This is a genomic window from Kitasatospora sp. NPDC085895 (assembly GCF_040702125.1).
Classification (GTDB): Bacteria; Actinomycetota; Actinomycetes; order Streptomycetales; family Streptomycetaceae; genus Kitasatospora; species Kitasatospora arboriphila.
Genome location: NZ_JBFBJY010000034.1, coordinates 37378 through 61549, shown reverse-complemented (window position 1 = coordinate 61549; position 24172 = coordinate 37378). Strand labels below are relative to the sequence as shown.

Sequence of the window (24172 nt, the reverse complement as noted above, 5' to 3'; positions counted from 1 at the left end):
GACTGCGGCGCGATCGCCGTTCATTTCAGCGTGGTCAGCCACTCCTCGACGGTGGTGACCTCGGCCTGACGGGGGAACACCTTGCCGGTGAGGACGCGGTGGACCTCGGGGTCGGCGTCGGCGCAGCCGTCGGAGAGGACGGTGAGGCGGTGGTCGAGGTCGGCGGCCTGCCGGACGGTGGACAGCACGACGCCGCTGGTCGCGATGCCGGTGAGGACGAGGTGCTCGATCCCGGAGCCGCGCAGGACGAGGTCGAGGTCGCTGCCCGCGAAGGCGCTGATCCGCTTCTTGGTGACCACGGTGTCGCCCTCGCGGGGTGCCAGGTCGGGGTGGACGGCGGCGCCGGGGTCGTCGGGGGTGAACGCGCCGGGCCGCAGCGCGCCGAAGCTCTTGTTGCGCGCGGGGATCTCGGGATGGCCGGGCCGGAAGCCGAGGACGACGTACACCACCGGGACGCCGGCGGCCCGGGCGGCCTCGACGGCGCGGGCGAGGCGTGGCAGGTAGTCGGGTTCGTCGATGCGGCTCACGATGCCGACCTGGAGGTCCATCACGAGCAGGGCGGTGCCGGTCATGGCGGCGTTTCCTTCCGTACGGGTGTGCGGGCGGCGGCTACGGGCCGCGGTGGGCGGCGGCCGCCGCGGGTGGGGCGGGGGTGTCCTGCTGCGGGGCGCCGACCTGCCGCAGTGAGCGGTCGGCGGCGGTGACGAGCAGGTGGAGGACGGCGGCGGCGAGCATGAACCAGGCCAGTTGGTGCAGGCCGGCGGTGTCGGCGCCGTGGCCGAGGAAGGCGCCGGTGGCCGCGGCGGCGACGATCGCGCCGAGGTAGCTGAAGGTGCGCAGGAGTCCGGCCGAGGAGCCGATCCGTGCGGGGTGCGCCTGGTGGTAGACGGCGCTCTGCAGGGCGAGTCCGTTGAGGCCCTGCGGAATGCCGAAGGCGAGCGCGACCACGAGCAGCAGCCAGATCGGGGAGTGCGGGCCGAGCAGCAGGACGAGGGTGCAGGCCGCGATCTGGCCGAGGGCGCCGGCGAGGAGTTTGCCGCGGATCTGCCGCCGCCGGCCGGTGACCGCGGAGACGACGATCGCCGTGCCGAAGAGCGGGAGTTGGACGAGTCCGGCCTGCGGGGCGGTGAGCCCTCGACCTTCCTGCATCCACTGGGCGCAGCCGTAGAGGAAGGCGTAGGCGACGGTGTACGCGAGCAGGGCGCGGGTGTAGGTGGCGATCAGCGGCAGGTTTCCGCCGAGCACCCGCAGGTCGATGAACGGGTCGGCGGCGCGGCGCTCCCGGCGGGCGAAGCAGGCTGCCGCGAGGACGGCGACGGCGGGCAGGTACCAGTCCGCGGCCGTGGGGTGCATCAGGAAGAGCAGCAGCGGGACGAGGGCGGCGGCGAAGAGCGCCATCCCGGCGAGGTCCAGGGTGGTGGCGAGGTTGCCGCGGGTGCGCTGCGGCGGGGCGGTGCGGGGCAGCCGGCGGGCACCGAGGTACAGCCCGGCGAGGGCGAGCGGGATGTTGACGGCGAGGGTGGTGCGCCAGCCGCCGAGGCCGATCAGCAGGCCGCCGAGCGAGGGTCCGATGACGGCGACGGTCTGGGTGGTGACGGCGAGGGCCGTCAGGACGGTGGCGGGGCTGTCCCGGCCGGTGCGGTCGGCTTCGCTGCGGACGAGGTACATGGCGGCCGGGTAGCCGGCGCAGGTGCCGAAGCCGAGCAGCACCCGGGCGGCGATCAGCACGCCGAGGTCCGGGGCGAGCATGCCGACCAGGCCGGCGACGCCGGTCAGTGCGGTGCCGGCCAGGAAGAGCCGGCGCGGGCCGTGCAGGTCGATGAGCCGGCCGACCACCGGCTGGCCGATCGCGGTGGCGAGGTAGAGCGCGGAGACCAGCCACGCGGTGGCGGCGGGCGGGGCACCGAAGGCGGCACCGATCGGCACCAGGGAGACGGCGAGGATCGCCGAGTTCACCGGGTTGAGGATCGCGCCGAGCATCATCGGCGCGAGCAGCCGGCGGTCGAAGGCGTCCTCGGGCGCTCCCCCGCGTCGGGGGCGCAGGGTGGAGCGGACGGTGCGGAGGTTCATGCGTCGGACAGCCTGTCCAGCAGGGCCAGCGCCTCGACGACGGTCTGCCGCTCCTGCTCGGTGAAGTGCGCCTGCAGGGAGCGGGCGAGCCACTCCTCGCCGGCGCGCCGGCAGTCCTCCAGGAAGGCCAGCCCGGGGTCGCTCAGCGAGACCAGTTGGCGGCGGCCGTCGCCGGGGTCGGGGCGGCGCAGCACCAGGCCGCGCTCGTCGAGGACGGCGAGCGTGGCGGCCATCGACTGCGGCCGGACGCGCTCGGCGGCGGCCAGGTCGCTGGCGGAGGCCGGGCCGTCCTTGCTGAGCCGGCTGAGCACGGAGGTCTGGGTGGGGGTGAGCCCGTCCGTGTCGTACGTCTCCTTGAGGCGGCGGCGCAGCCGGCTGAAGACCACGCGGAGCTCCCGCGCCGCGCGGACGGCGGAGGCGGTGACGACGGCGGTGGCGGGCTCTTCCATGCCTCCCACCGTAGAACCTTCAGGCTGAACTGTCCAGCCATGCTGTACAGTCTGGGCTGTCCAATCCGTCCGGGAAGCGGGCGGGCGCTCCCGCCCCGGCGTGCGGCGGCGGCCCGGCGGTGAGCGAATCGAGGTGCGACGGCCGGCGGGCGGCCGGACGAACCACAGGGAGGCTGCGCCGTGGAGGGCTTCGACGCCGTCGCCGACCGGCTGTACACGCTGTCCCCGGCCGGCTTCACCGCGGCCCGGACGGCGGCCGCCGCCGAGGCCAGGCGGGCCGGCGACCGGGCGCTCGCCACTCGGATCGCCGCCCTGCGCCGGCCCACCCGCAGCGCCTGGGCGGTCAACCTGCTGGTGCACACCCGCCCCGAGGAGACGCGCGCCCTGCTCGACCTGGGCGGCTCGCTGCGCCGCGCGCAGGCCGAACTCGCCGGGCCCGCCCTGCGCGAGCTGTCGGCCGAGCGCCGCCGGCTGGTCGCGGCGCTCACCGCGCAGGTCAGGGACGGCGCCGCCGAGGCCGGTGAACCGCTCGGCGAAGCGCCCTTGCGAGAGGTCGAGCAGTCGCTGCGGGCCGCGCTGGCGAGCGAGGCCGCCGCGGCGGCCTTCGCGGCGGGCCGGCTGACCGGCCCGCTGGAGGAGGGCGGCACCCTGCCGACCGGCGAGCTGCCCGCCGGGTGGGGTGCGCCGACGGCTGAACCGGCCGCGAAGCCCCCCACGGAATCCCGGCCGAAAGCTGAACGGCCGAAAGCTGGACGGCCGAAGACCACCGGCCCCGGACCTGGCCGCCGGAAGGCCCCGGAACCCGACCGCGCGGCGGAGCAGGAGGCCCGGCGGCGGCGCGCGGAGGCGGAACGCGCCCTCGCGACGGCCGAGCAGGAGGAGCGGGCCGCCGGACGTGAGCAGGCCCGGCTGGACCGGGCGGCCGACCGCCTCGCCGCCGCCGGACGGAGGGCCGCCGACCGTACCGAGCAGGCCCGCGCGGCACTGCGCACCGCCGAGGCGGAGCTGTCCGCGGCGGAGGCCGACTCGCAGGAGGCCGGCCGCGCCCTGGCCGAGGCCCGGCGGGAGGCCTCCGACGCCGCCGACCGCAGCGCCGACGCCCGCACCCGGGCCGAACGGGCCCGCACCCGGCTGGCGGAGCTGGCCGACGGCTGAGCAGGCCGACCGCCCGCCCGCCGACCGTCGGCCGGCCGACGGGCCGGATCCCCTCCCCGGCCGCGAAAGACACTGGTCGGGGCCGTTGCCGCCGAGCCGCGGGGGCCTTCCGTCCGTACCCTGGAAGCCGGTGCGAACCCGTGCGCCGCCGGCGGGCGACCGCCCGGGACCGTCGCAGACGCGGCCGGCGATCCCGTCCGGGAGGGGTGCGCGGCGCTCACTGAGAGGAGCGGCGATGACCAGGCCAGTGTGGACGGGTGTCCTGACGTTCGGCCTCGTGACCGTGCCGGTGGCGCTGTACACGGCGACGGACAGCCACACCGTCCGCTTCCACCAGCTCGAACGCGGCACCTCGGACCGGGTGCGCAACCGCCGGGTCAACGAGCGCACCGGCGAGGAGGTCGCCTTCGGCGACATCGTGAAGGGCTACGAGGTCGGCGACGGCGAGTACGTCGTCGTGGAGCCGGAGGAACTGGAGCAGATCTCGCCCGGCCGATCGCGGACGATCGACGTCTCCGGCTTCGTCGACCTCGGCGAGATCGAGCCGATCTACTTCGACAAGACGTACTACCTGGGCCCGAAGGGCAAGGAGTACGGCAAGGTCTACGCCCTGCTGACCAAGGCCCTGGAGCGGTCGAACCGGGCCGGGCTGGCGATGTTCTCCATGCGCGGCAAGGAGTACCTGACGGCCGTCCGCTCGGAGAACGGCCTGCTGGAACTCCACACCATGCACTTCGCCGACGAGGTGCGGGACCCGCGCCGGGAGATCGACGACCTGCCGGACGGCCGGGAGAAGTTCAGCGGCGCCGAGCTGCGCACGGCGGAGCAGCTGATCGACACGCTGGCCGTCGACTGGGACCCGGAGGAGTACCGGGACACCTTCGAGGAGCAGGTCCGCCGCCTCATCGAGGACAAGCAGGCCGGCCGGGAGACGGTGCTCTCCGAGGGCCCGCCGACCGAGGCCACCAACGTCGTGGACCTGATGGACGTCCTGCGGCGGAGCCTGGACGACGCCCGCGGCGGGGCCGCGAAGCGCGACTCGGGCGGGGCCGCGAAGCGCGACTCGGGCGGGGCCGCGGAGGCGACCGGGTCCGCCCCGCGGGCGAAGGCCGGGCGGACGCCGAAGGCCGCGGGCGGCAAGAAGAGCACCTCGTCGGCGGCGGACCGCGGCGGCGCGGCGCCGGAGAAGAAGCGGGTCGGTTCGTCGAAGGCGGCGGAGGACCTGTCGAAGCTGACCAAGCCCGAGCTCTACAAGCGGGCCACGGAGCTCGGCATCCCGCACCGCTCGGCGATGAACCGCGACGAGCTGCAGGCCGCGGTGGAGAAGGCCGGCCGCGGGCTTCGCACGGCGTCCTGACCGGCCGGGGCCTTCACGGCCGGGGCACCGCCGGGACCTTCAGAGCCGGCCGGACGTCCGGGGCGTGCCGCCGGGCCGGGGTGCGGCGGGCTCCGGCGCCGGCTGCAAGGCGGACGGGTCGTAGAGCACCCAGCCCCGGTCGGCCGCGCCGCTCCCCCAGCGGACGAGGGCGACCCAGGCGGTGCTGCCGCGGTACCGGCGCCAGGTGGTGAGCTCGGCGGGCCGCCAGCCGCCGCCGAGCCGGATCTGCACCCAGCGCCAGCGCGGTGCGACGTCCCGGCACGGACCGGGTCCGTTCATCAGTGCCTGCGGGGCGAACACCACGTCCCCCGGCACGGTCGGCGGCCGGGCCGCACGCGAGAACGGGACATCGGCGACCACCCCTTCATTCTCGAACACATGTTCCCATCTGGCAATGGGCGGCCTCGCCCACTACTCTCCCGCCATGGATCGGACCCGCCCGCTGGTCCGCGACGTCCTCCCGGACCTCGCCGACGAACTGACCGCCCTCCTGCTGGAGGAGGGCGAACACCGGCTGGCCGCGGGCGTCCCTGCGCTGCGGCTGGTGGCGGAGTGCGGCTGCGGCGAGGCGTCCTGCCAGAGCATCCGCACCTCCGAGCACCCGCCGGGCCAGCCGTACGGGCCGGGCCACCGCGCCGTACCGCTGCTCGCCGACGCGGGCCTGCTCGTCCTCGACGTGGTCGACGACCGGATCGTCCACGTCGAGGTGCTGGACCGGCCGCCGATGCGGCGCCGGACCGCCGGGATGTGACGGGCAGCGGGTCGATCGCGTAGTTTTCCCTGCTTACCGTCCGAACCGGGCGGGGGCGGGTAGGCGCGACGGCACCCTCGTCCGTCCGGCAGCCGCAGGGAGGTGCGGAACGCATGACCGACGACCTGCACGGCGGGCCGCTCAGGGATCCGGCCGCACTGGAGATGGTGTGCGACGCCGTCGGCGACGACGGCGCGCTGTGCCGGGTGACCGGCACCCTCACCGAAGCCGGCCTGCTCCAGGCCGGGCAGGGCCTCGACCTGGCCCTCCGGACCGGTCGGCGGCTGCTGGTCCTCGACCTCGCCCGCGTCCTGGTGTGCGACTCCGCCGCGATGGACTACCTGCTGCGGTTCGGCGAGGACGCCCGGGCCGCCGGTGTCCGGCTCCGCCTGTCGGCGGCCAGCCCCGCCGTCAGCCGGGTCCTGGACGAGACCGGCCGCCGGGCCGTCCTCGCCGTCTACGACTCGGTGGAGGAGGCGATGGCGACAGCCCTCGAGGAAGCCGTCGAGGCCGTGGAGGCGGCCGCTGACACCGCAACCACCGCAGACACGATCGCGGACACGGACACGGACACGGAGCTTCCGGAGCAGCGCCCGAGCCCGTGAGGACGGGTCGGGCCCGGTGGGCGGCGGCGTCGGCGGTCAGCCGAGCAGGCGGACGGGCGTGCCGGCCAGGAACGCCTCGATGTCCTCCACCGCCTGGCCGTAGTACGTCTCGTAGTTGCCGCGCGAGACGTAGCCGAGGTGCGGGGTGGCGAGCAGCCGGGGAGCGGTGCGCATCGGGTGGTCCGCCGGCAGCGGCTCGACGTCGAAGACGTCGACGCCCGCGCCCGCGATCCGGCCCTCGTGCAGGGCGGCGAGCAGGGCCTCCTGGTCGACGATCGCGGCCCGGGAGGTGTTCACCAGGTAGGCGGTGGGCTTCATCAGTGCGAGTTCGGGTGCACCCAGCAGCCCGCGGCTCCGCTCGCCGAGGGCCAGGTGGACGGAGACCACGTCACTGCTCGCGAGCAGTTCCTCCTTGGACGGGGCGAGGGCGACGCCGACCTCGCCGGCCCGTTCCGCGGTGAGGTTCGGGCTCCAGGCGACGACGTCCATGCCGAAGGCCAGGCCGACCTGCGCCACCCGGCTGCCGATCTTGCCGAGGCCGAGCAGGCCGAGCCGGCGGCCGTGCAGGTCGGCGCCGACGGTGCTCTGCCACGGGCCGCCCTGCCGCAGGGCGGTCGACTCGGCGACCAGGCCGCGGGCGAGTCCGAGGATCAGCGCCCAGGTGAGTTCGACCGGTGGGGTGGAGAGGCTCTGCGTGCCGCAGACGGTGATGCCGAGTTCGGCGGCGGCCGCCCGGTCGATGACGGAGTTCCGCATGCCGGAGGCGATCAGCAGCCGCAGCCCGGGCAGCCGGCGCAGCAGCGTGCCGGGGAAGGCCACCCGCTCGCGCAGGGTCACCACGATGTCGAAGTCGGCGAGCGCGGCGGCGAGCGCGTCCTCGTCGGTGAAGTGCTCGCGGAAGCTCACGACCTCGACCCGGCCGTCCAGCCGCGACCAGTCCGCGACGGTCGTCGCGACGTCCTGGAAGTCGTCGAGCACGGCACAGCGCAGCTGCATCCTGCAGTCCTCTCGGGGTTCGGAAGGCCGCGGCGGGCCCTGCCGGTCACCGATGGCCACCGGTGATCACGTGCAGGCTATCCCGCCGCCGCTGCCGGCCGACGCGACGTCAGCGGAGGCGCCGTCAGCCGAGGCGCCATCAGTCGAAGCGGATGTGCCGGAGGCTCGTCCAGGTCCGCCGGAGGGCGCCGCGCAGCGGGCCGCCGGTGTCGGGGGCGAGCCGGATCCCGGCCGACGCGGCGATCCGGTCCGCGGCCTGGGCGACGGTCAGCCGGTCGGTCCACAGGTGCTCGGCGAACTCCTCGCCCCGCAGGCGCTCCAGGCACAGGTCGAGCCTGGACACCGCGAAGCTCTCGCGGCGCAGCGGCGCGTCCTTGCCCGCGGCGGCCCGCAGGGCGTGGCCGAGGCCGCGGCCGCGCAGCCTGCGGAGCACCGTGTCCCGTTCCGCGAGCAGGGCGAAGTGCCGGACGTCGTGGCCGCGGTCGCGCAGCCGGCCGACGGTCTCCCGGAAGTACTGCGGGTCGACGACGGTCATCGGCACGAGGACGGGCCCGGGGTGCCGGTCGAGCACCAGGTCGAGGACCTCGAAGACACCCCGGCGCCACGTCTCCAGGTCCTGGAAGTCGCCGCGCAGGGCGGGCGGCAGCATCCGGTGCAGGCCGAAGCCGAGGTGCTCGGGGTCGCAGACGACGCTGCCGGGCAGCCGTCGGCGGAGCTCGTACGCGGTCTGCGTCTTGCCGCCGCCGAAGGGGCCGTTGATCCACAGGAGCACGGCCCGACCCCCCTCCGCCGGCGCCGGGACGCCGGTCACGCGGGCTGCGGGCCGCGGTGGGCCTCGACGACCGCGGTCAGCACCTCCTGCCAGGGGGTGGGAGTCAGGCCGAAGGTCCGCTCGGCGGCGGCGGAGTCCATCACGAAGGGCCGTTCCAGCTGGTAGGCGGTCTCACGGACGGCCCGGACGGTGGGGTTCACCAGACCGAGCAGGGCGAGCACCGGGCCGGGGATCCGGCTCACCGGCACCGGCGGCAGGCCGGCGGCGCGGGCGAGGTCGGCGACGGCCTCGCGCTGGGTGCGCGGCGGGTTACCGGGGACGTGCCAGGGCCGGCCCCAGGCGCGTTCGTCGCTGCCGACGGCTACCAGCAGCCGGGCGGCGTCGAGGGTGTACGTCCAGCTGTGCGTGGTGTCGGGGTCGCCGAGCACCTGGACACCTCGGCCGGCGAGCACCCGGGGCACCACGCGCTCGCCGAGCACGCTCTCCGCGCCGGGGCCGACGTAGTCGGAGCCGCGGACCTCGGTGGCGCGGATCCGCCCGGCCCGGTGCAGGGCCTCGGCGTCCTGCCACATCTTGGCCCGGACCGCGCCCTTGACGGTGTTGGGGGCCAGCGGGGTGTCCTCGGTCATCGGCCCGTCGACCGCGCCGTAGCCGTACAGGTTGCCGACCGTGGCGAGGACGGCTCCGGAGCTCTCGGCGGCGCCGAGCAGTGCGGCGGCGAGCGGCGGCCAGTCGGTCGCCCACCGGTGGTAGGCGGGGTTGGCGCAGTTGTAGAGGACGGCGGCACCGGCGGCGGCCGCGCCCAGGGCCTCGGCGTCGGTGGCGTCGAGGCGCAGGTGTCGCACGCCGGGCAGCGGTGCGGCCGTGCGGCCGGAGCGGGTCACCACGGTGACCTCCTCGCCGCGGTCGGCGAGCAGCCGGGCGGCGGCGGTGCCGACGGGGCCGGCGCCGACGATCAGGTGCTTGCTCACGATGGGCTCCCCCAGGGACGGGTCGGGCGGGCGGTGACGGCGCACTGCACCGCATTGCGCTGCGGTGCAGTGCGCGGCAGCGCGGTGCGACGGTGTGCGAGAACGCCGTTCTCGCTCGACCACGAGCCTGGCGGACGCGGCCGCCACTGTCAAGAACACCGTTCTCTCCCATGCGCGCCGTTCTCGTCGGCGCGGGCCGTGCTCGATCGTTGCCACCGTTCTCGCCGACTGCCAGGATGGTGGCCATGCCCGCCGCCCCCAAGCCGCTCACCGCCCGCGAACGCGCCCGCATCGAGTTCACCCGGGACATCAAGGAGGCGGCCCGCCGCCAGCTCGCCGAGCACGGCCCGGACGGCCTCTCGCTGCGTGGGGTGGCCCGGGACATCGGCCTGGTCTCCGCCTCCGCGCTCTACCGGTACTTCCCCGGGCGGGACGCGCTGCTCACCGCGCTCATCACCGACAGCTACGACGCCCTGGGCGACGCGGCGGACGCGGCCGTCACCGCGGCGGCGGACCGGGAGCCGGCCGAGCGCTGGACGGCCCTGTGCCACGCCGTCCGCGACTGGGCGGTGGCCCACCCGCACGAGTACGCGCTGATCTACGGCTCCCCCGTCCCCGGCTACTCCGCCCCGGAGGACACCACCGCCCCCGGCACCCGCCTGCCGTTCCTGATCGGCGCCCTGTTCGCGGAGGCCGCGGCGGCGGGCGGCTACCGCCCCGGCCCGGCACCCGCCGCGCCCGAGGAGGCGCGGCAAGCACTGCAGCCGCTGCTCGACCGGCTGCCCGCCGAGGTGCCCGCCGACCTCGTGGTCGCGGGCGTCTCGGCCTGGACGTACCTGTGCGGCGCGGTCTCCTTCGAGGTGTTCGGCCACCGCTCGGCGATCGTCGCCGACCCGCGGGCCTACTTCGACCACGAGATCCGCCGGATCGGCACCCTGCTCGGGATCGTGCCCGCGGCCGGCTGAGGCCGGCCTTCAGGCCCCGGCGCGGACGATCTCCTGCCAGGTGTCCGACGGGCAGAGCCCCTGCGGGGTGTTCTTGAGGAACTGCCGGTACGGCACGTCGCGGCGCCGCAGCTCCAGCCAGTGGTCCTTGCCGGAGACCAGGTCCCAGCCGTCGTTGGGCATCTTGACGAAGTCGTCGCGGTGATCCTTCGACTGGCTGGTGATCTGCAGGACGGTGGCGTGCGAGGCGTGGCTCTCCAGGACGACGCAGTAGTGCCGCAGCGCCTGACTGCGGTCCTCGCGCAGCGGGATCTCGGCCAGCCAGACCTCGCCGGGGGCGGGCCGGCGGACGGTGGTACGCGGACGGACGGGGATGTGCACCGGCCGCGCGGGTGCGGCCGGTGCCGCGCCGCGCCGCCCCCACCAGCGGACGACGTAGTAGCAGACCGCGGTGGCGACGGCGGAGGCCACCGTGCCGAGGGTGGCCGCGAGCACGTGCTCGCCGGCCGCCTGGGTCGCCGGGTCACCGAGCGACCGGCCCGCCAGCCCGGCCCGGACGACCGCCGGAGCGGCGAGCGCGGCACCGGCCGCCGCGGCGCCGATCAGGGCGGCACGGACGAGCAGGGCGACCGGCCGCGGTCTGCCCCGGCCGCCGGCCGTCCAGCCCAGCAGCAGCGCGGTGAAGACGGAGATCGCCCACAGCACGGCCCGCTGGGAGGCCTGCAGCGGGGGTTGCGGCGTGCTGGAGGCGGCCATCACCCAGGGCAGCACCGCGGGCAGGGCGAGCAGGTACCCGGCGACGAACCAGCCGGGGAACAGCAGGAGGACGGCGCACCCGCAGCCGCCCCCGTCCGCCCGTCCGACCCCGGGACCGTAGTGTCCTGACATCGCCACCCCCCGGTGCCGCCGTTGCATTCCGGCCGACGATAGCGGGGGCACCCGCCTGCCGGGGCGAAATGACCGAAATGGTCGACGGACCGTCAGGCGACGATCTGGTAGATGCCCCTGGCGGTCAGGTACAGGCCCGCCACCAGCGACAGTGTGACGATCAGCCGCTCCTGGTGCTGCGTCAGCCAGGTCCGCAGGCCGTTCAGCCGGGCGTTCGCGGCGGCCGGCGACCGGAGGGCGTACACCTCCATGAGGGCCAGGCTGAGCGTGGCCAGCAGGCAGTAGACGATCAGGGCGATCCAGTCGGTGAGGGAGGAGAGGTCGGCGTCGACGACGACGGCCGCGCCGGCCCCGACCAGCGCCCAGGGCTGCAGCAGCCAGGCGAGTCCGGCCGCGGTGCCGAGCGAGGCGTTGTCGACCCGGGCCGTCCAGCGCGGCGGGCCGTGCGGCCGGGGCGGCCGCCGGTGGCGGTACACGGCGTAGCCCGCCAGGCCGACGCCGATGGCCAGCTCGGCGGCGTCGGCCGCGGTCGACGGCGTGCTGTGGCGGGCGGGCGGGGTTCCGCCGGTCAGCAGCAGCACGCACACCACCACCGCGACCAGGTTGGCGAGCCAGGACAGCACGAAGGCCAGGCCCTTGCGGGCGCCGCGCTGCGAGGAGAGCAGCAGGATGAAGGCGCTGTTGTGCAGGGGCCCGAGGGTGATGGCCGTGCCGATCACGACCAGGTCGACCAGCATCGCCTCAGCCGCTCCCGAAGGTCGGGGCCGCCTGCCGTCTCCGGACGGGCGGGCCGGTCGGGCACGGACGGGCGGCACCCGCGGCGCCGCACCCCGACTCTCCGGCCCGCCGCCGCACCGGTCAAGCGGACCACGCCGACACCGCCCGGAATGCCACCGGGGTCTCGACGGTCACCCGGATCGTCGTCGCCATGATCCGATTCCACCGACGGACCCCGCGCCGCCCCATCCGGCCGGCCGCCGCCGTCAGCGCACGAGCGGGAGGAAGATCGTGTCGACGATCTCCTCGAGGACGTGGTCGGGCACGGGGGCGTAGGTCGTGAGGATCTCGTGGCGCAGCAGGTCGAAGGGGAGGGCCTTGATCCGGTCGCTGAGGCGGTCCGGGTCGATCTCGCCGCGGGCGGCGGCCCGTTCGAAGAGCACGTCGCCGCTGGGCTCGTGCCCGCCGGCGAGGAGGTCGCCGGGGCCGGTGCCCGTCTCCTGGTAGTAGCCGGCCAGGTGCACGCTCATCACGGTGACGAGCCGGACGCGGGTGGCGTTGATCGTCCGCATCAGGGTGAGGACGTCCTCGCGCAGGCTCCCGGTGTCGGGCGCCTCGATCCGGGACTCCTCCAGGACGTGGGCGATCGCGGCGCGGACGAGCTCGTCGCGGTCGGCCCAGCGACGGTAGAGCACCGGGGGGCTGGTGCCGGCGCGGCGGCCGACGGCGTCCATGGTGAACCGGGCGTACCCGTTGGCCGTGAGTTCCTCCCAGGCCGCGTCGAGGAGTGCCTTCTCCAGTGCCGCCCCGCGGCGCCGCTCGGGCATCCGCACCTCCATTAGAAAGACTTGCCTATCTTATCCCGCCGCCCTACGCTGGGCGCCGCAAGATAGGACTCTATATCTTAAGGCGGTTGCCCGTGAGCATCCCCGAGATCACCGGGGCCGGCGCCGGAACGACGGCGCCCGACCCCGACCGCATCGACCCCGCCCTGTGGCGCACGGCCTTCACCGTCGTGGTCGGCGCCCTCGCCGTCGTCTTCGACACCACCGTCGTCACCGTCGCCCTCGGCGACCTGGCCCGCGAACTCGGCGCTCCGCTCGCCACGATCCAGTGGGTGAGCACCGGCTACCTGCTGGCCGTCTTCGCCACCGTCCCGCTCGCCGGCTGGGCGCAGGCCCGGCTCGGCGGCAGGCGCCTGTGGATCGCCGCCCTGGGCGTGTTCCTGCTCGGCTCGGTGCTGAGCGCCCTGGCGTGGAACGCGCCCGCCCTCATCGTCTTCCGCGTCGTCCAGGGGATCGGCGGCGGCATCATGATGCCGCTCATGGCCACCCTGGTCGTCCAGGCCGCGAAGGGGCGCAACATCGGCCGGGTGATGGCCGCCGTCACCCTGCCCACCGCACTCGGTCCCGTCCTCGGCCCCGTGCTGGGCGGCGTCGTGCTGAGCGTGGCCGACTGGCGCTGGCTCTTCCTCGTCAACGTGCCCTTCTGCGCCGTCGGCGCCTGGCTGGCCCGGCGCAACCTGCCCGACGACCGGCCCGCACCCGACGGCTCCCGCACCCGTCTCGACGCCGTCGGCCTGCTACTGCTCTCCCCGGGGGTCGCGGCGACCGTCCACGGCCTGTCCCGGGTCGCGGGCAGCGCGGGCTTCGCGAGCGCCGGGGTGCTGGTGCCGCTGCTCGGCGGGCTCGCCCTGATCGGCGGATTCACCGCACGGGCCCTGACCCGCGCCGGTGCCCTGGTCGACCTGCGGCTCCTGCGCCACCGGGCGCTGGCCTCGTCCTCCGCCCTGGGCTTCCTGGCCGGCGCCGCCCTGTACGGGGCGATGCTGCTGCTGCCGCTGTACTGGCAGCAGGTCCGCGGCGAGGACGCGCTCGGCGCCGGGCTGCTCCTCGTCCCGCAGGGCGTCGGCGCGCTGCTCGCCCGCACCCTGGCCGGCGGCCTCACCGACCGTCTCGGGCCGCGTCCGGTCGCCCTCGCCGGGTTCGTGCTCACCACCGCGGCGACCGTGCCGTTCGCGCTCGCCACCGCCGACTCCGGCGAGCTGCCGCTGATGGCCGCACTGCTCCTCCGCGGCATCGGCATGGGCGCCGTCATGATCCCGCTCAGCGGCGCCGCCTTCACCGGCCTGGGACACCGGGAGATCCCGGACGCGAGCATCATCACCCGGATCGCCCAGCAGGTCGGCGGCTCGGTGGGCACCGCCGCGCTCGCGGTCGTCCTCCAGCACGCCACGGGCGGAGCCCGCACCCCGGACGCCCTGGCCAGCGGCTTCGCCGACGCCTTCTGGTGGTCGGCCGGCCTCACCGCCGTCGCCGTGCCGCTCTGCATGCTGCTGCCCGGCCGCCGGCGGCCCTGATCACCCGAACGGTCGACCGCTCTCGACCGGCCTCTCCCGACCGGCGGGCTTCCGGACTGCGGCTTCCGGCCGACAGCACCCGCCGGGCGGGGTGCGGCACTCCCCCGGACACCCGGACGGTGGCAGCGGGCGTCCGGCCACTCGCCCGGTCGGGGCAGATCCGCAGGACAGGTGGTCGGCCGGCGGCCGAACCGGGCACGGATGACCGGACGGATGCCGAGAACCGGTCCGGCGACCGCCTGCGCTTCCAGGAAGGGACCACCGTGCCCACGAGCCGTGCCCAGGATCCGGGTCCCTCCCCCGAGACCGGCAGGGCGTTCCGCATCGCCCGGGACTTCGTCTTCGAGGACGCCGCGCTCGGACGGCTGCGCTACCACCTGCTGCGGCTCACCACGGTCGGGCTCACCCGGGACGAGGTCGAGGACGTGCGCGAGCTCGGACGGCTGGCCTTCGACGGCGCCGACCCGGCGGGCTGCGCGGCACGGATCAGGGACCGGGCCGGTGCGAGCCGCCTCGCGGTGGCCTTCGTGGAGATCGTCGAGCGCGCGGAGCCGGACGAGCGGGGCCCGGTCCTGGTCGGTGCGGTGCTCGGCGCGTACGCGGGCCTCGGCAGTGTCGGCAGCGGCGAGGGCACGGCAGCGGCGCTGCTGGGCGCCGTCGGGGGTGCGGTGGTGGCGGCCTCGCGGTTCTTCGTCGAACGGCGGATGCAGCTGGAGGGTCCGGCCGTCTACCTCGGCGCCGAGGACTGACCTCCGTCCGGCGCGGGCGCGTCCCGGGCCGCGGCTCTCGCGAGGGCTTCGCGGGTCGCGTGCCGGCCGCCGAGCAGGAAGGCGTACTCGCCGGAGTCGACGGCGTGGGCGCGGGCGCCGGTCAGCACCACCCGCACGGCGGGCCGGGTACCGGGCGCCGCCGCGGAGAGTTCGTCGCGGACGCCGTGCTCGCAGGCGGCGAAGAAGACCGGCAGGTCCTCCGGCCAGTCCCAGTCGGCCAGCACACCGGACGCCACCTCGAAGACGACACCGTCCTCGGCGGGCTCGAAGTCCAGGGTGACGTCGACGAACGGACCGCAGCCGCCGACGCCGTGCTTGCGGTACCGCACGGCGCGCACCGGACGGACGGGGAAGCGCACCGGCTCGGTCATGGCGGCACCCTACCGGGGTCCGCGGGCCGGCGCTGCGCCCCTCGAAGGCCTGCCACCGGACCGAGCCGAACCGCGACCGTGGGCTGGGCGCGATCGCCGAGCGGCTGAAGACCCAGCACGACCTCGCCCGCGGACTCCGGGCCCACGGGCGACTCCGCGCGGACGGCTGCCGGCCGCCCTGATCTGCCGTCCGAAGGTCTTCGGGCGCGACGAGTTGGACGGCACGCTGCGCGGGGCCGCACGCCCAAGGTGCAGGACTGGCTCGTCAACCACGTGGTGAAGAAGAGCCCGCACGCCGAGGAGCCGCGGGTCGCCCGGTCCGCCGATCCGGTTCCGGTGGTCGCGAGCGCCGAGCACCGTGCCCGCGCGATCGGCATCGGCGAGCGCCTGCACGTCCTCGAGGACCACCCGACCCCACCGGGCTGCACCTCGCCGTTCGCACCCGTCCGGATCACCGGGACGGTCCGCCGCCGGGCGCAGCTCGTCGGGGGCACCACCGCAGCGGCGGACGGCACCGGGCCGGGGTGCCGCCGCGCGGGCGGCCGTCAGCAGACCCAGGGGCCGGGGAGGTCGGCGCGGAGGGCGTCGAGGTCGCCGGGCGTCCGGCCGCGGGCGTGGAGCCAGGAGCGGTCCTGCACGCCGTCGCGGCGCAGCAGGCGGCCGGGGGCGGCGTACCAGCGCACGGGCGAGTCCTCGTCGCAGGCCCACATCGGGTGGTCGGGCAGGTCGAGGCGGGTGTACCCCGCGTGCAGCCGCGGGAGGAGGGTGTCCGGCAGTTCGCAGGCGTCGTAGGTGCTGACCGCGGCGAACAGCGACTCGCTGAGCACGAGTTCGACCCAGGCGAGGGACATCCGGTCGAGGAAGGGGATCCAGCCCCGGTGGGACTCCACCAGCACGGGCGGGTCGTCCCGGTCGGCGAGGTCGAGCGGGACCGCCCAGGCCGCGCAGTCCTGGTTCTCGCGGCGGAAGACCAGCAGTCCGCCGAGGGCGTCGTCGACATGGAGGCCGCCCGGCGGGACGAGCGGGTCCTGGTGCCGGGTCAGGTCGTCCCGGCGGCCGAGGAGGGCGTAGCCCTCGCGCAGTGCGGCGGGGAGTGCGAAGCCCAGTTCGGCCTCCGCGGCGGCGAGTTCGTCAGCGGGGCAGCCGTCCTCCGGTCGCAGCGGCCGGTCCGTCCAGGCCTCCGCGAACCAGCGCAGGAAGGCGGAGGCCCGGTCGCGGGTGGGCACTCCGCCGCGCAGGGCCGCGGACACGTCGACGGCGTCGGGCATGCCGCCGACGCTACCCCCTGCCACTGGCCGCCCCGTCGGCGGGACGACAAGGGACGCCAAGACGGCAGGACTTCAAGGGCGGGGGGCGCGTACGGCGTCCGCAGCAGGCGGTGCACGGGCGGGGGTCCGGCAGCGCGGACGACGAAGGCAAGGGAGTGAACCCGTCCCTTGCCACTCTCAACGTATAGCGCACCGGGGGTCTTGCGGCAAGGCCCCCGTGATGCCGCACAATCGCTCGTCTGAGCTGGTAGCTGCGGATTTGGGAGATTCACGACGTGTGTTCAGGTATGCCCGTTCACGGGACGCGGGACGGTGCGGGTGCGGCCTCGGATCGGAGTGCGTGAGATGAACCCTTCGACCACCGGTGCGTTCGACCTGCCCGGGCACCTCGCCGCCAAGGCGGACCCGGCGCTGATCGCCGCCGACGAGCGGCACTTCGCGACCGTCGCGAGGGCCCTGGACCGGGAGACCGCCGAACTGTCCGGCCGCCTCGACGAGATGCGCAGGGCGCCCGGCGGCCCGGGCCGGGCTGCGATGGACCGGGACGCGGAGATCCACCGGCTGACCGCCCGGCTGCGCGCGCTGCGCCGCTTCGGGCTGGACCTGTGCCTCGGCCGGATCGTCGCCGCGGACGGCGCCGATCCGGTGTACGTCGGGCGGCTCGGCCTGACCGACGACACCGGCCGCCGGCTGCTGATCGACTGGCGCACCCCCGCGGCCGAGCCGTTCTTCGCCGCGACGCACGGCAACCCGATGGGCCTGGCGAGCCGCCGCCGGTACCGGTGGACGCGCGGCCGGATCGGCGACTACTGGGACGAGGTGTTCACGGCGGACGGCCTGGAGGGGCACGCCGCCCTGGACGACCAGTCGGCCTTTATCGCCGGCCTGGGCAGCAGCCGGTCGGCCCGGATGCGGGACGTGCTCGGCACCATCCAGGCCGACCAGGACGCGATCGTCCGCGCGGGCTCCCGCGGGGCGCTGGTGGTCGACGGCGGCCCGGGCACCGGCAAGACGGTCGTCGCGCTGCACCGATCCGCCTACCTGCTGCACTCCGACCCGCGGCTCGGCCACCGCCGCGGCGGCGTGCTGTTCGTCGGCCCGCACCAGCCGTACCTGGCGTACGTCGCCGACGTGCTGCCGAGCCTCGGCGAGGACGGCGTGCAGACCTGCACCCTGCGGGACCTGGTCGCCGAGGGCGCCGACGCGGGCGTCGAGGGCGACCCGGAGGTGGCCCGGCTGAAGTCGTCGGCGGCCATGGTGAAGGCGATCGAGGCGGCGGTGCGGATCTACGAGGAGCCGCCGACCGAGGGGATGACGGTGTCGACGCACTGGTCCGACCTCCGGCTGAGCGCCGCGGACTGGGCCGACGCCTTCGACGCGCCCGATCCGGGCACGCCGCACAACGAGGCGCGCGACCAGATCTGGGAGGAACTGGTCACGATCCTGCTGGACCGGCACGAGGACGAGCACGGGGAGGAGGAGGTGCCGCCGCGCGACCTGTTCCGCAGGTCGCTGCTGCAGGACCGGGAGCTGGTCACGACCCTCCACCGAGCCTGGCCGACGATCGAGGCGGCCGACCTGGTCGGCGACCTGTGGTCGGTGCCCGCCTACCTGCGGCTGTGCGCCCCCTGGTTGAGCCGCGAGGAGGTCCGGCTGCTGCAGCGCGCGGACGCCCGGGCGTGGACGGTGTCCGACCTGCCGCTGCTGGACGCCGCACGGCAGCGGCTCGGCGACCCGGAGGCGGCCCGGCACCGGCGCCGCCGGGAGGCCGCGGTCGCCGCCGAGCGCGAGCGGATGGCCGGGGTCATCGACGACCTGCTCCGGGCCGACGACGACGGCGAGGGCGCGGTGACCATGCTGCGCGGCCGGGACCTCCAGGACAGCCTGGTCGACGGGAGCGCGCTGCCCGGCACCGACCCGGACCGGCTGGCCGGGCCGTTCGCGCACATCGTCGTGGACGAGGCGCAGGAGCTCACCGACGCGGAGTGGCAGATGCTGCTGCAGCGCTGCCCGTCCCGGAGCTTCACGATCGTCGGGGACCGCGCGCAGGCGCGGCACGGTTTCCCGGAGTCCTGGCGGGAGCGCCTGGAGCGGGTGGGGCTGGACCGGATCGAGCTGGCCTCGCTGGGCATCAACTACCGCACGCCGCAGGAGGTCATGGCGGAGGCCGAACACGTCGTCCGGGCCGTGCTGCCGGACGCCAACGTGCCGGTCTCGGTGCGCAGCAGCGGGATCCCGGTCCTCCACGGGTCCGTGGCGGACCTGGACTCGGTGCTCGACGGCTGGCTCGCCTCCTCGCCCGACGGGACGGCGTGCGTGATCGGCGCACCCTCGTTCCGGGGGACGGGCCGGGTCCGTTCGCTGACCCCGGAGCTGTCCAAGGGGCTGGAGTTCGACCTGGTGGTGCTGGTCGACCCGGAGGGGTTCGGCGGGGGCGTCGGAGGCGCGGTCGACCGCTACGTCGCGATGACCCGGGCGACCCGGCAGCTGGCCGTGCTGACCGGCCCCTGACGCACCGGAGTGCGGCCATGGTCTGGACCACTGGACGGGTCCGGGCCCGGTCGGGAGACTTGCCCGATGAGTCGTCAACGAGGCACGCCCGGGATCGAGTTGCACCGGCTGGCGGTGCCGGACCGGGGCCGACTGCCGTTCGCCGTCGGTACCTTCGACACCATCGGCCCGCTCTCCCGGGCCGGTTTCCCGCACCGGCACTCCTTCTACGAGTTGGCCTACGTCACCGGCGGCCGCGGCAGCCACGTCCTCGACCTCGCGGACCAGCCGCTGCGGCCGCCGCAGCTCTGCGCCATCGTGCCGGGCCAGGTCCACCACTGGGCGCGGGCCGCGGGGCTGGACGGCTGGGTGCTGCTGTTCGAGGAGGACTTCCTGCTGCGCCACCCCGAGGACGCGGCACTGGCCCGGGAGCTGGCCGGCGCCCCGCCGCTGCGGCCCGACCGTGCGGAGGCGCGCCGGCTGGCCGGGCTGCTCGCCGACCTGGACGGCGAGTACCGCACGGCCGGGGCGGGCCACCCGGGTGTGCTGCAGGCGCTGCTGCACGTCCTGCTGGTACGCGCCGTGCGGGCGCTGCCCGACCGGCCGCGGCAGGCACCGCCGGCCGCGGAGTCGGCGGCGGCGCGGCCGCACCCGCTGGTCGACCGGTTCGGCCGGCTGGTCGCCGAGCCCGGCCGGGCGGACCGGTCCGTCGGCTCCTACGCCCGGGAGCTGGGCGTCTCCACCGGGCGGCTGCACGAGCTCGTCCGGGAGGCGACCGGCCGCACCCCCGCACGGCTGATCCGGCAGCAGCAGACCCTGGAGGCGAAGCGGCTGCTGAGCGCCACGGACCTGACCGTCCGCCAGGTCGCGGCGGCCGCGGGTTTCGCCGACCCGGCGTACTTCTGCCGCTTCTTCCGTCGCGAGGTCGGACTGACGCCCGGGGAGTTCCGCGCGGGCACGGGCGGAGGAAAGCACCACGGCCCGGGCGCCGAGTCCATCGACCCGCGGACGGCCCGGCCGTAGCGTCGGTGCACGGCGGGCGGGTCGCTCCCGCACCGCCGCCGGACACTGCCTGTCATGCGCAGGACACCCCCACGGTCCTGCGCCCCCACCCCGAACGGAGCGATCCGCCATGCCCACTCCGCCTCCGCCGCAGCCCCAGGACCAGCCCCAGGAGCGACCGCAGTCCCGGCCGACCGGCGAGCCCTGGATCACCCGCAAGAACCTGCTCAAGGCCGCCGTGCTGGCCGGCGCCGCCCCCGTCCTGCTCGGCGGCGGCGCGGCGCTGGCCCGCGACGGCGACGGCGGCCCGGTGGGCCTGACACCGGCCTGCCACGACGGCGACGAGCCGACCACCGAGCAGATCGAGGGCCCGTACTTCAAGCCGGGCTCGCCGCTGCGCACCGTGCTGACCGGCTCCGGCACAGCGCTGACGGTGAGCGGCTACGTCTTCGGCCGGGCCTGCCGGCCGCTGGCGGGCGTGCTGCTCGACTTCTGGCAGGCGGACACCGCCGGGGCCTATGACAACTCCGGGTACGGCTTCCGCGGACACCAGTTCAGCGACGAGCAGGGCCGGTTCACCCTGACCACCGTGGTGCCCGGGCTGTACCCGGGCCGCACCCGGCACCTGCACGTGAAGCTGCAGGCCCCCGGCCGCCCGGTGCTGACCACCCAGTTGTACTTCCCCGGCGAGCCGAGGAACTCGACGGACACCGTCTTCGACCCGCGGCTGGTGATGACCGTCCGGCAGTCCGGGCCCGGGCGGGAGGCGTCCTTCGACTTCGTCCTGGACGTGCCGCAGTCGCCGTCCCCGTCACCCACCGGGCCCACCCCGACCCCGACCGGGCCGACGCCGGGCGGCACCTGGCGGGCCGGCACGGCGTACCGGGTCGGCGACGCGGTCACCTACGACGGCGTCGGCTACGTCTGCATCCAGGCGCACACCGCGTTCGCCGGCTGGGAGCCGCCGAACGTGCCGGCGCTGTGGCGGCGGGTCTGACGGACGGGACCGGTCAGCGGACGGCGGTCACCACGTGGGCGCGCATCGCGCCCACGACGGGGCCGCCGCCGAACCGCTCCTCGATCGCCGAGGCGACCGCGTCGGTCGCCTCGGCGAGCGAGATCCCGGGCCGGGCCTCGATCTCGTGGCGGATCGGCGTGCCGTGGCAGAAGGCGGTCGCGACCTCGACCGCCGACCCGGCCCGGCTGCGGGCCTCCACGGTCTCGATCCGGGGCGCCTCGAACCCGCCGGCGCCGACGTCCCGCGCGATGGCCACGTGGTCGTGGTAGCCGTGCGGGATCCGGGCCATGAAGTCCGGCGGGTCCTCGGGCACCAGCGCGGCCACGGTCGCCGCCGCGGTCGCGGCGAACTCGTTGGCGGCGATGTGGTCCCACACGTTGAACAGCAGCACGCCGCCCGGGCGCAGCACCCGCCGCGCCTCGGCGAAGGCCCGCGGCTTGTCGGGGAAGAACATCGCGCCGAACTGGCAGACCACGGCGTCGAAGGAGCCGTCGGGGAAGGGCAGGTCGAGGGCGTCGGCCTGCCGGAAGTCCACCGGGCGTCCGGTGTGGGAGGCGGCGGCGAGTTCGATCATCGGCCCGCTCAGGTCGGTGGAGACGATCCCGGTGGACCCGGGCAGCACCGCGGCGAGCTCCCGGGTCACCGCGCCGGTGCCGGCCGCCGTCTCCAGCACCCGGGCGGGCCTGTCGGACATCAGTCGGGCGGCGAGGTCCCGGGCGTAGGGGCGGAAGAGGAGCGGCACCATGTACTGCTGGTAGACGCCGGGGATCGAGCCGTCGAAGGCCATGCCGTCTGCCTCCCGTGGTGGGCGACCGTGGACCGGCGGGCCGGTCGCGGCCGCGGCCGGACTGCCGTTCCTGCGAGTGTGGCACGCCGGCAGGGCGGTGAGCAGCAGGATCGACGCCTCCGCAGCCGCGGGTGCACCACCGGGTGCCCCCGCGCCCCCTGAGGTGACCACCCGCACACCCTTGAAGCCGTTCCTAGGCCACGGCGGCGCGGCTGCGTTCGGTGGCGATGCGCAGGGCGAAGGCGGCGAGCAGGGTGCCGGTGGCCCAGCCGTGCAGGCGCTGCAGCAGCGGGCGGCGGGAGAGGAAGCCGGCCAGTGCACCGGCGGTGAGCACGAAGGCGGCGTTGCCGAGGGTGCCGACGGTGATCTGGGTGAGGCCGAGCAGGGCGCTCTGCAGGGCGACCTGCCCCTTCTCCGGCCGGACGAACTGCGGGAGCAGGGTGATGTAGAGGACGGCCAGCTTGGGGTTGAGCAGGCAGGTGAGGGCGCCCATGCCGAAGAGCTTGAGCGGCCGCTCGTGGGGCATCTCGGCGGCCCGGAAGGGCGAGTGGGCCGGGGAGCGGAAGGCCCGCCAGGCCAGCCAGAGCAGGTAGCCGGCGCCGGCGAGCTTGAGCGCCAGGTAGGCGGTCGGGACGAGCGCGAAGAGGGCGGATATCCCGGCGACCGCGGCGGTGAGGTAGACGAGGAAGCCGAGGACGACGCCGCCGAGCGAGATCAGTCCGGCGCGGCGGCCCTGGCTGACGGACCGCGACACGCAGTAGATCATGTTCGGCCCGGGGGTCATCACCATGCCGAAGGAGACTGCGGCGATTCCGCCGATGGCACTCGCGCTGATCACCCGGTGAGCCTATCCCGACCTCCGTTCAGGTGTTCGACGGGCCCACCGCGCCGATGCCGATCCGAGACCGACCGACCATTGTTCGACATTGTCGAATGGCGTAGCGTCTTCACGAACGGGCTGCCCCCGCACCCGGCGCGCATGGCGACGACTGCACGCCCCGGCCTCGGCGGCCCCCGGGCCGCCTCCCCTGCCCGCGGCCCGCGCACCACCTGCCGAGGAGCCGCCGGATGTTCACCTTCACCAGCAGCGACGGGTTGGAGATCCACGTCCACGAGTGGCAGCCCGTCGGCCCGCCGCGCGGCATCGTCCAGCTCGCCCACGGCACGGGCGAGCACGCCCGCCGCTACGCCCACCTCGCCGCGTCGCTCACCGGCCAGGGGTACGCCGTGTACGCCGCCGACCACCGCGGCCACGGCCACAGCCTCGGCGCCGGCCCCGGCCACCTCGGCGAGGACGGCTGGAACCTGCTCGTCCAGGACATGGTCGCACTCTCCGACCTCGCCCACCGGCGCCATCCCGGGCTGCCGCTGGTGCTGGTCGGCCACAGCCTGGGCTCCCTCGCCTCCCAGCAGTACGTCCTCGACCACTCGGAGCGGCTGGCGGGCGTGGCGCTCTCCGGCACCACCGCGCTCGACCGGCTGCTCACCACCCTGGCCGCGGCCGGCGGCGACGCCGCGGCCGCCTTCAACGCGCCCTTCGAACCCGCCCGCACGGATCACGACTGGCGCACCCGGGACGAGGCCCAGGTCGACGCCTACCTCGCCGACCCGCTCTGCGGCTTCGCGCTGGACGACCGGGGCTGGGAGGACCTCGCCGCCGCGGCACACCGGCTGGCCAGGCCGGATACCGTCCGCCCCGACCTGCCGGTCTACGTGGCGGTGGGCGACCGCGACCCGATGAACGCCGAGCTCACGCTCTCCGACGTGGTGGTGGAGCGCTACCGCCGGGCGGGCCTCACCGACGTCACCTACCGCACCTACCGCGGCGCCCGGCACGAGATCCTGCACGAGACCAACCGGGTCGAGGTCGCGGCCGAGCTGGTCGCCTGGATCCTCTGCGTCACCGGCTAGAAGACGATTCCCGGGCGGCCTCGGCGGAACCGCGACCGGGACCTCCCGCAGCACGCCCCGGGCCCGGTCACGGGACGGGGGTGGACGGAGGGGGCCGGTCGGTTCCGTCGGGGCCGTGGATCTCGCGGCCTTCCACCAGGGTCACCGGGACACTCCCGGCCAGACCGCCCAGAGCGGCCCTGAGCTCCTGGGAACCGGTGCCCCCCTCGGCGGTCCGCACCTGGACACCGGCGGCGCCCGGCGCCATCCGGGCGGCGAAGACCTGCACCGGGAGGGTGCCGGCCCGGGCCGCGTTCCCGATCCTCTCGATGACCGGGTCGACGTCCACCCGCGCGCAGCGGCACTTCGCGACCTCGGCGCGCCCGGTCTCGATGCCCGGGTGGGTGGCGGCGGCTGCGGCGATGAGGGCGTGGCCCTTGCCCTCGTCGGTGGCGTGGAGCTTCACCGCGGCGGGTCGGGAGATTCGCACGAGCGGCTCCTTCGGTGAGACGGACCGACCC

At 75.5% G+C, this 24172-nt stretch carries 26 protein-coding genes and 1 pseudogene; 12 read left to right on the top strand and 15 right to left on the bottom strand.

The annotated features are described in order from the left end of the window. Positions 1-20: 20 nt before the first annotated feature. The 3 genes from AB0442_RS21680 to AB0442_RS21670 are packed head-to-tail and all read right to left on the bottom strand — an operon-like array spanning position 21 to position 2519. Positions 21-572 (bottom strand): isochorismatase family cysteine hydrolase, encoded by a 552-nt coding sequence (locus AB0442_RS21680; protein ID WP_366164594.1) that lies wholly within the window; start codon positions 570-572, stop codon positions 21-23. A 37-nt stretch (positions 573-609) separates the two neighbouring features. Continuing rightward, positions 610-2070 carry an MFS transporter gene (locus tag AB0442_RS21675; protein WP_366164593.1) on the bottom strand — a complete coding sequence of 487 codons (1461 nt, stop codon included), beginning with the start codon at positions 2068-2070 and terminating at the stop codon, positions 610-612. Beyond that, entirely contained in the window at positions 2067-2519 is a 453-nt protein-coding gene (locus AB0442_RS21670; protein ID WP_366164591.1) for a MarR family transcriptional regulator, read from the bottom strand. Before AB0442_RS21670 ends, AB0442_RS21675 begins: the two co-directional genes overlap by 4 nt. A gap of 180 nt (positions 2520-2699) precedes the next feature. Here AB0442_RS21670 and AB0442_RS21665 point away from each other — a divergent pair, with 180 nt between their 5' ends. Next, positions 2700-3674, top strand: coding sequence for a hypothetical protein (locus AB0442_RS21665; RefSeq protein ID WP_366164590.1), 975 nt, complete (start codon positions 2700-2702; stop codon positions 3672-3674). Between the two features lie 235 nt (positions 3675-3909). Beyond that, a complete protein-coding gene (locus tag AB0442_RS21660) occupies positions 3910-5031 on the top strand; it encodes a Ku protein (protein WP_366164588.1) in 1122 nt (373 codons plus the stop codon). Positions 5032-5070: 39 nt separating this feature from the next. Here AB0442_RS21660 and AB0442_RS21655 read toward each other — a convergent pair whose 3' ends face one another. Next, a complete protein-coding gene (locus AB0442_RS21655) occupies positions 5071-5412 on the bottom strand; it encodes a hypothetical protein (protein WP_366164586.1) in 342 nt (113 codons plus the stop codon). A 64-nt stretch (positions 5413-5476) separates the two neighbouring features. On the opposite strand from AB0442_RS21655, the gene AB0442_RS21650 reads away from it, so the two are divergent. After that, positions 5477-5803, top strand: a complete 327-nt coding sequence (locus AB0442_RS21650) for a hypothetical protein (RefSeq protein ID WP_366164584.1) — start codon at positions 5477-5479, stop codon at positions 5801-5803. Positions 5804-5916: 113 nt separating this feature from the next. Continuing rightward, the gene (locus tag AB0442_RS21645) at positions 5917-6408 is read left to right on the top strand and encodes an STAS domain-containing protein (protein WP_366164583.1); all 492 of its coding nucleotides are present in this window, start codon (positions 5917-5919) and stop codon (positions 6406-6408) included. Positions 6409-6444: 36 nt separating this feature from the next. Here the strand turns inward: AB0442_RS21645 and AB0442_RS21640 are convergent, their stop codons facing one another. From AB0442_RS21640 to AB0442_RS21630, 3 genes are all read right to left on the bottom strand, one after another. Beyond that, the gene (locus tag AB0442_RS21640) at positions 6445-7404 is read right to left on the bottom strand and encodes a D-2-hydroxyacid dehydrogenase family protein (protein ID WP_366164582.1); all 960 of its coding nucleotides are present in this window, start codon (positions 7402-7404) and stop codon (positions 6445-6447) included. A 139-nt stretch (positions 7405-7543) separates the two neighbouring features. Next, positions 7544-8176 carry an AAA family ATPase gene (locus AB0442_RS21635; protein ID WP_366164580.1) on the bottom strand — a complete coding sequence of 211 codons (633 nt, stop codon included), beginning with the start codon at positions 8174-8176 and terminating at the stop codon, positions 7544-7546. Positions 8177-8211: 35 nt separating this feature from the next. Beyond that, complete coding sequence (locus tag AB0442_RS21630) at positions 8212-9147, bottom strand: NAD-dependent epimerase/dehydratase family protein (RefSeq protein WP_366164578.1); 936 nt, start codon at positions 9145-9147, stop codon at positions 8212-8214. 245 nt (positions 9148-9392) lie between these two features. Here AB0442_RS21630 and AB0442_RS21625 point away from each other — a divergent pair, with 245 nt between their 5' ends. Further along, positions 9393-10112, top strand: coding sequence for a TetR/AcrR family transcriptional regulator (locus tag AB0442_RS21625; RefSeq protein WP_366164577.1), 720 nt, complete (start codon positions 9393-9395; stop codon positions 10110-10112). 9 nt (positions 10113-10121) lie between these two features. Here the strand turns inward: AB0442_RS21625 and AB0442_RS21620 are convergent, their stop codons facing one another. The 3 genes from AB0442_RS21620 to AB0442_RS21610 form a co-directional block, all read right to left on the bottom strand. Next, a complete protein-coding gene (locus tag AB0442_RS21620; protein ID WP_366164575.1) occupies positions 10122-10979 on the bottom strand; it encodes a hypothetical protein in 858 nt (285 codons plus the stop codon). Positions 10980-11071: 92 nt separating this feature from the next. Further along, a complete protein-coding gene (locus tag AB0442_RS21615) occupies positions 11072-11716 on the bottom strand; it encodes a GAP family protein (RefSeq protein WP_366164573.1) in 645 nt (214 codons plus the stop codon). A 246-nt stretch (positions 11717-11962) separates the two neighbouring features. Further along, a complete protein-coding gene (locus AB0442_RS21610) occupies positions 11963-12523 on the bottom strand; it encodes a TetR/AcrR family transcriptional regulator (protein ID WP_363541585.1) in 561 nt (186 codons plus the stop codon). Positions 12524-12615: 92 nt separating this feature from the next. Between AB0442_RS21610 and AB0442_RS21605 the strand changes: the two genes are divergently transcribed. Both AB0442_RS21605 and AB0442_RS21600 read left to right on the top strand, forming a co-directional pair. Beyond that, positions 12616-14055 carry an MDR family MFS transporter gene (locus AB0442_RS21605; RefSeq protein WP_366164571.1) on the top strand — a complete coding sequence of 480 codons (1440 nt, stop codon included), beginning with the start codon at positions 12616-12618 and terminating at the stop codon, positions 14053-14055. A gap of 263 nt (positions 14056-14318) precedes the next feature. After that, a complete protein-coding gene (locus AB0442_RS21600) occupies positions 14319-14804 on the top strand; it encodes a hypothetical protein (RefSeq protein WP_366164569.1) in 486 nt (161 codons plus the stop codon). On the opposite strand, the gene AB0442_RS21595 is transcribed toward AB0442_RS21600, so the two are convergent. Further along, positions 14783-15196 (bottom strand): hypothetical protein, encoded by a 414-nt coding sequence (locus AB0442_RS21595; RefSeq protein ID WP_366164567.1) that lies wholly within the window; start codon positions 15194-15196, stop codon positions 14783-14785. The genes AB0442_RS21600 and AB0442_RS21595 overlap by 22 nt on opposite strands. 83 nt (positions 15197-15279) lie before the next feature. On the opposite strand from AB0442_RS21595, the pseudogene AB0442_RS21590 reads away from it, so the two are divergent. Beyond that, positions 15280-15670, top strand: a pseudogene (locus AB0442_RS21590) (DNA alkylation repair protein); the annotation flags it as partial. 71 nt (positions 15671-15741) lie between these two features. Here AB0442_RS21590 and AB0442_RS21585 read toward each other — a convergent pair. Further along, complete coding sequence (locus AB0442_RS21585) at positions 15742-16464, bottom strand: SMI1/KNR4 family protein (RefSeq protein ID WP_366164565.1); 723 nt, start codon at positions 16462-16464, stop codon at positions 15742-15744. A gap of 345 nt (positions 16465-16809) precedes the next feature. On the opposite strand from AB0442_RS21585, the gene helR reads away from it, so the two are divergent. The 3 genes from helR to AB0442_RS21570 all read left to right on the top strand — a co-directional run bounded on the left by helR (position 16810) and on the right by AB0442_RS21570 (position 20953). After that, on the top strand, positions 16810-18975 hold the full coding sequence (helR, locus tag AB0442_RS21580) for an RNA polymerase recycling motor ATPase HelR (RefSeq protein ID WP_366164563.1): 2166 nt from the start codon (positions 16810-16812) through the stop codon (positions 18973-18975). A 66-nt stretch (positions 18976-19041) separates the two neighbouring features. Continuing rightward, a complete protein-coding gene (locus tag AB0442_RS21575) occupies positions 19042-19977 on the top strand; it encodes a helix-turn-helix domain-containing protein (protein WP_366164562.1) in 936 nt (311 codons plus the stop codon). 109 nt (positions 19978-20086) lie between these two features. Then, positions 20087-20953 (top strand): carbohydrate-binding protein, encoded by an 867-nt coding sequence (locus tag AB0442_RS21570; protein WP_366164560.1) that lies wholly within the window; start codon positions 20087-20089, stop codon positions 20951-20953. Positions 20954-20966: 13 nt separating this feature from the next. Here AB0442_RS21570 and AB0442_RS21565 read toward each other — a convergent pair whose 3' ends face one another. Both AB0442_RS21565 and AB0442_RS21560 read right to left on the bottom strand, forming a co-directional pair. After that, positions 20967-21761 (bottom strand): class I SAM-dependent methyltransferase, encoded by a 795-nt coding sequence (locus AB0442_RS21565; protein WP_366164559.1) that lies wholly within the window; start codon positions 21759-21761, stop codon positions 20967-20969. A gap of 193 nt (positions 21762-21954) precedes the next feature. Continuing rightward, entirely contained in the window at positions 21955-22599 is a 645-nt protein-coding gene (locus AB0442_RS21560; protein ID WP_359988737.1) for a LysE family translocator, read from the bottom strand. A 230-nt stretch (positions 22600-22829) separates the two neighbouring features. Here AB0442_RS21560 and AB0442_RS21555 point away from each other — a divergent pair, with 230 nt between their 5' ends. Further along, positions 22830-23672, top strand: a complete 843-nt coding sequence (locus AB0442_RS21555) for an alpha/beta hydrolase (protein ID WP_366164557.1) — start codon at positions 22830-22832, stop codon at positions 23670-23672. 67 nt (positions 23673-23739) lie between these two features. Here AB0442_RS21555 and AB0442_RS21550 read toward each other — a convergent pair whose 3' ends face one another. Beyond that, on the bottom strand, positions 23740-24141 hold the full coding sequence (locus tag AB0442_RS21550) for a hypothetical protein (protein WP_366164555.1): 402 nt from the start codon (positions 24139-24141) through the stop codon (positions 23740-23742). Positions 24142-24172: the final 31 nt, after the last annotated feature.

What these genes read in the sequence shown, in the direction of transcription:
- helR (WP_366164563.1), top strand. Translation starts at nt 16,810, where the DNA reads ATGAACCCTTCGACCACCGGTGCGTTCGACCTGCCCGGGCACCTCGCC.
- AB0442_RS21645 (WP_366164583.1), top strand. Translation starts at nt 5,917, where the DNA reads ATGACCGACGACCTGCACGGCGGGCCGCTCAGGGATCCGGCCGCACTG.
- AB0442_RS21680 (WP_366164594.1), bottom strand. Translation starts at nt 572, where the DNA reads ATGACCGGCACCGCCCTGCTCGTGATGGACCTCCAGGTCGGCATCGTG.
- AB0442_RS21585 (WP_366164565.1), bottom strand. Translation starts at nt 16,464, where the DNA reads ATGCCCGACGCCGTCGACGTGTCCGCGGCCCTGCGCGGCGGAGTGCCC.
- AB0442_RS21660 (WP_366164588.1), top strand. Translation starts at nt 3,910, where the DNA reads ATGACCAGGCCAGTGTGGACGGGTGTCCTGACGTTCGGCCTCGTGACC.
- AB0442_RS21670 (WP_366164591.1), bottom strand. Translation starts at nt 2,519, where the DNA reads ATGGAAGAGCCCGCCACCGCCGTCGTCACCGCCTCCGCCGTCCGCGCG.
- AB0442_RS21625 (WP_366164577.1), top strand. Translation starts at nt 9,393, where the DNA reads ATGCCCGCCGCCCCCAAGCCGCTCACCGCCCGCGAACGCGCCCGCATC.
- AB0442_RS21595 (WP_366164567.1), bottom strand. Translation starts at nt 15,196, where the DNA reads ATGACCGAGCCGGTGCGCTTCCCCGTCCGTCCGGTGCGCGCCGTGCGG.
- AB0442_RS21650 (WP_366164584.1), top strand. Translation starts at nt 5,477, where the DNA reads ATGGATCGGACCCGCCCGCTGGTCCGCGACGTCCTCCCGGACCTCGCC.
- AB0442_RS21570 (WP_366164560.1), top strand. Translation starts at nt 20,087, where the DNA reads ATGCCCACTCCGCCTCCGCCGCAGCCCCAGGACCAGCCCCAGGAGCGA.
- AB0442_RS21620 (WP_366164575.1), bottom strand. Translation starts at nt 10,979, where the DNA reads ATGTCAGGACACTACGGTCCCGGGGTCGGACGGGCGGACGGGGGCGGC.
- AB0442_RS21610 (WP_363541585.1), bottom strand. Translation starts at nt 12,523, where the DNA reads ATGCCCGAGCGGCGCCGCGGGGCGGCACTGGAGAAGGCACTCCTCGAC.
- AB0442_RS21640 (WP_366164582.1), bottom strand. Translation starts at nt 7,404, where the DNA reads ATGCAGCTGCGCTGTGCCGTGCTCGACGACTTCCAGGACGTCGCGACG.
- AB0442_RS21675 (WP_366164593.1), bottom strand. Translation starts at nt 2,070, where the DNA reads ATGAACCTCCGCACCGTCCGCTCCACCCTGCGCCCCCGACGCGGGGGA.
- AB0442_RS21575 (WP_366164562.1), top strand. Translation starts at nt 19,042, where the DNA reads ATGAGTCGTCAACGAGGCACGCCCGGGATCGAGTTGCACCGGCTGGCG.
- AB0442_RS21565 (WP_366164559.1), bottom strand. Translation starts at nt 21,761, where the DNA reads ATGGCCTTCGACGGCTCGATCCCCGGCGTCTACCAGCAGTACATGGTG.
- AB0442_RS21555 (WP_366164557.1), top strand. Translation starts at nt 22,830, where the DNA reads ATGTTCACCTTCACCAGCAGCGACGGGTTGGAGATCCACGTCCACGAG.
- AB0442_RS21615 (WP_366164573.1), bottom strand. Translation starts at nt 11,716, where the DNA reads ATGCTGGTCGACCTGGTCGTGATCGGCACGGCCATCACCCTCGGGCCC.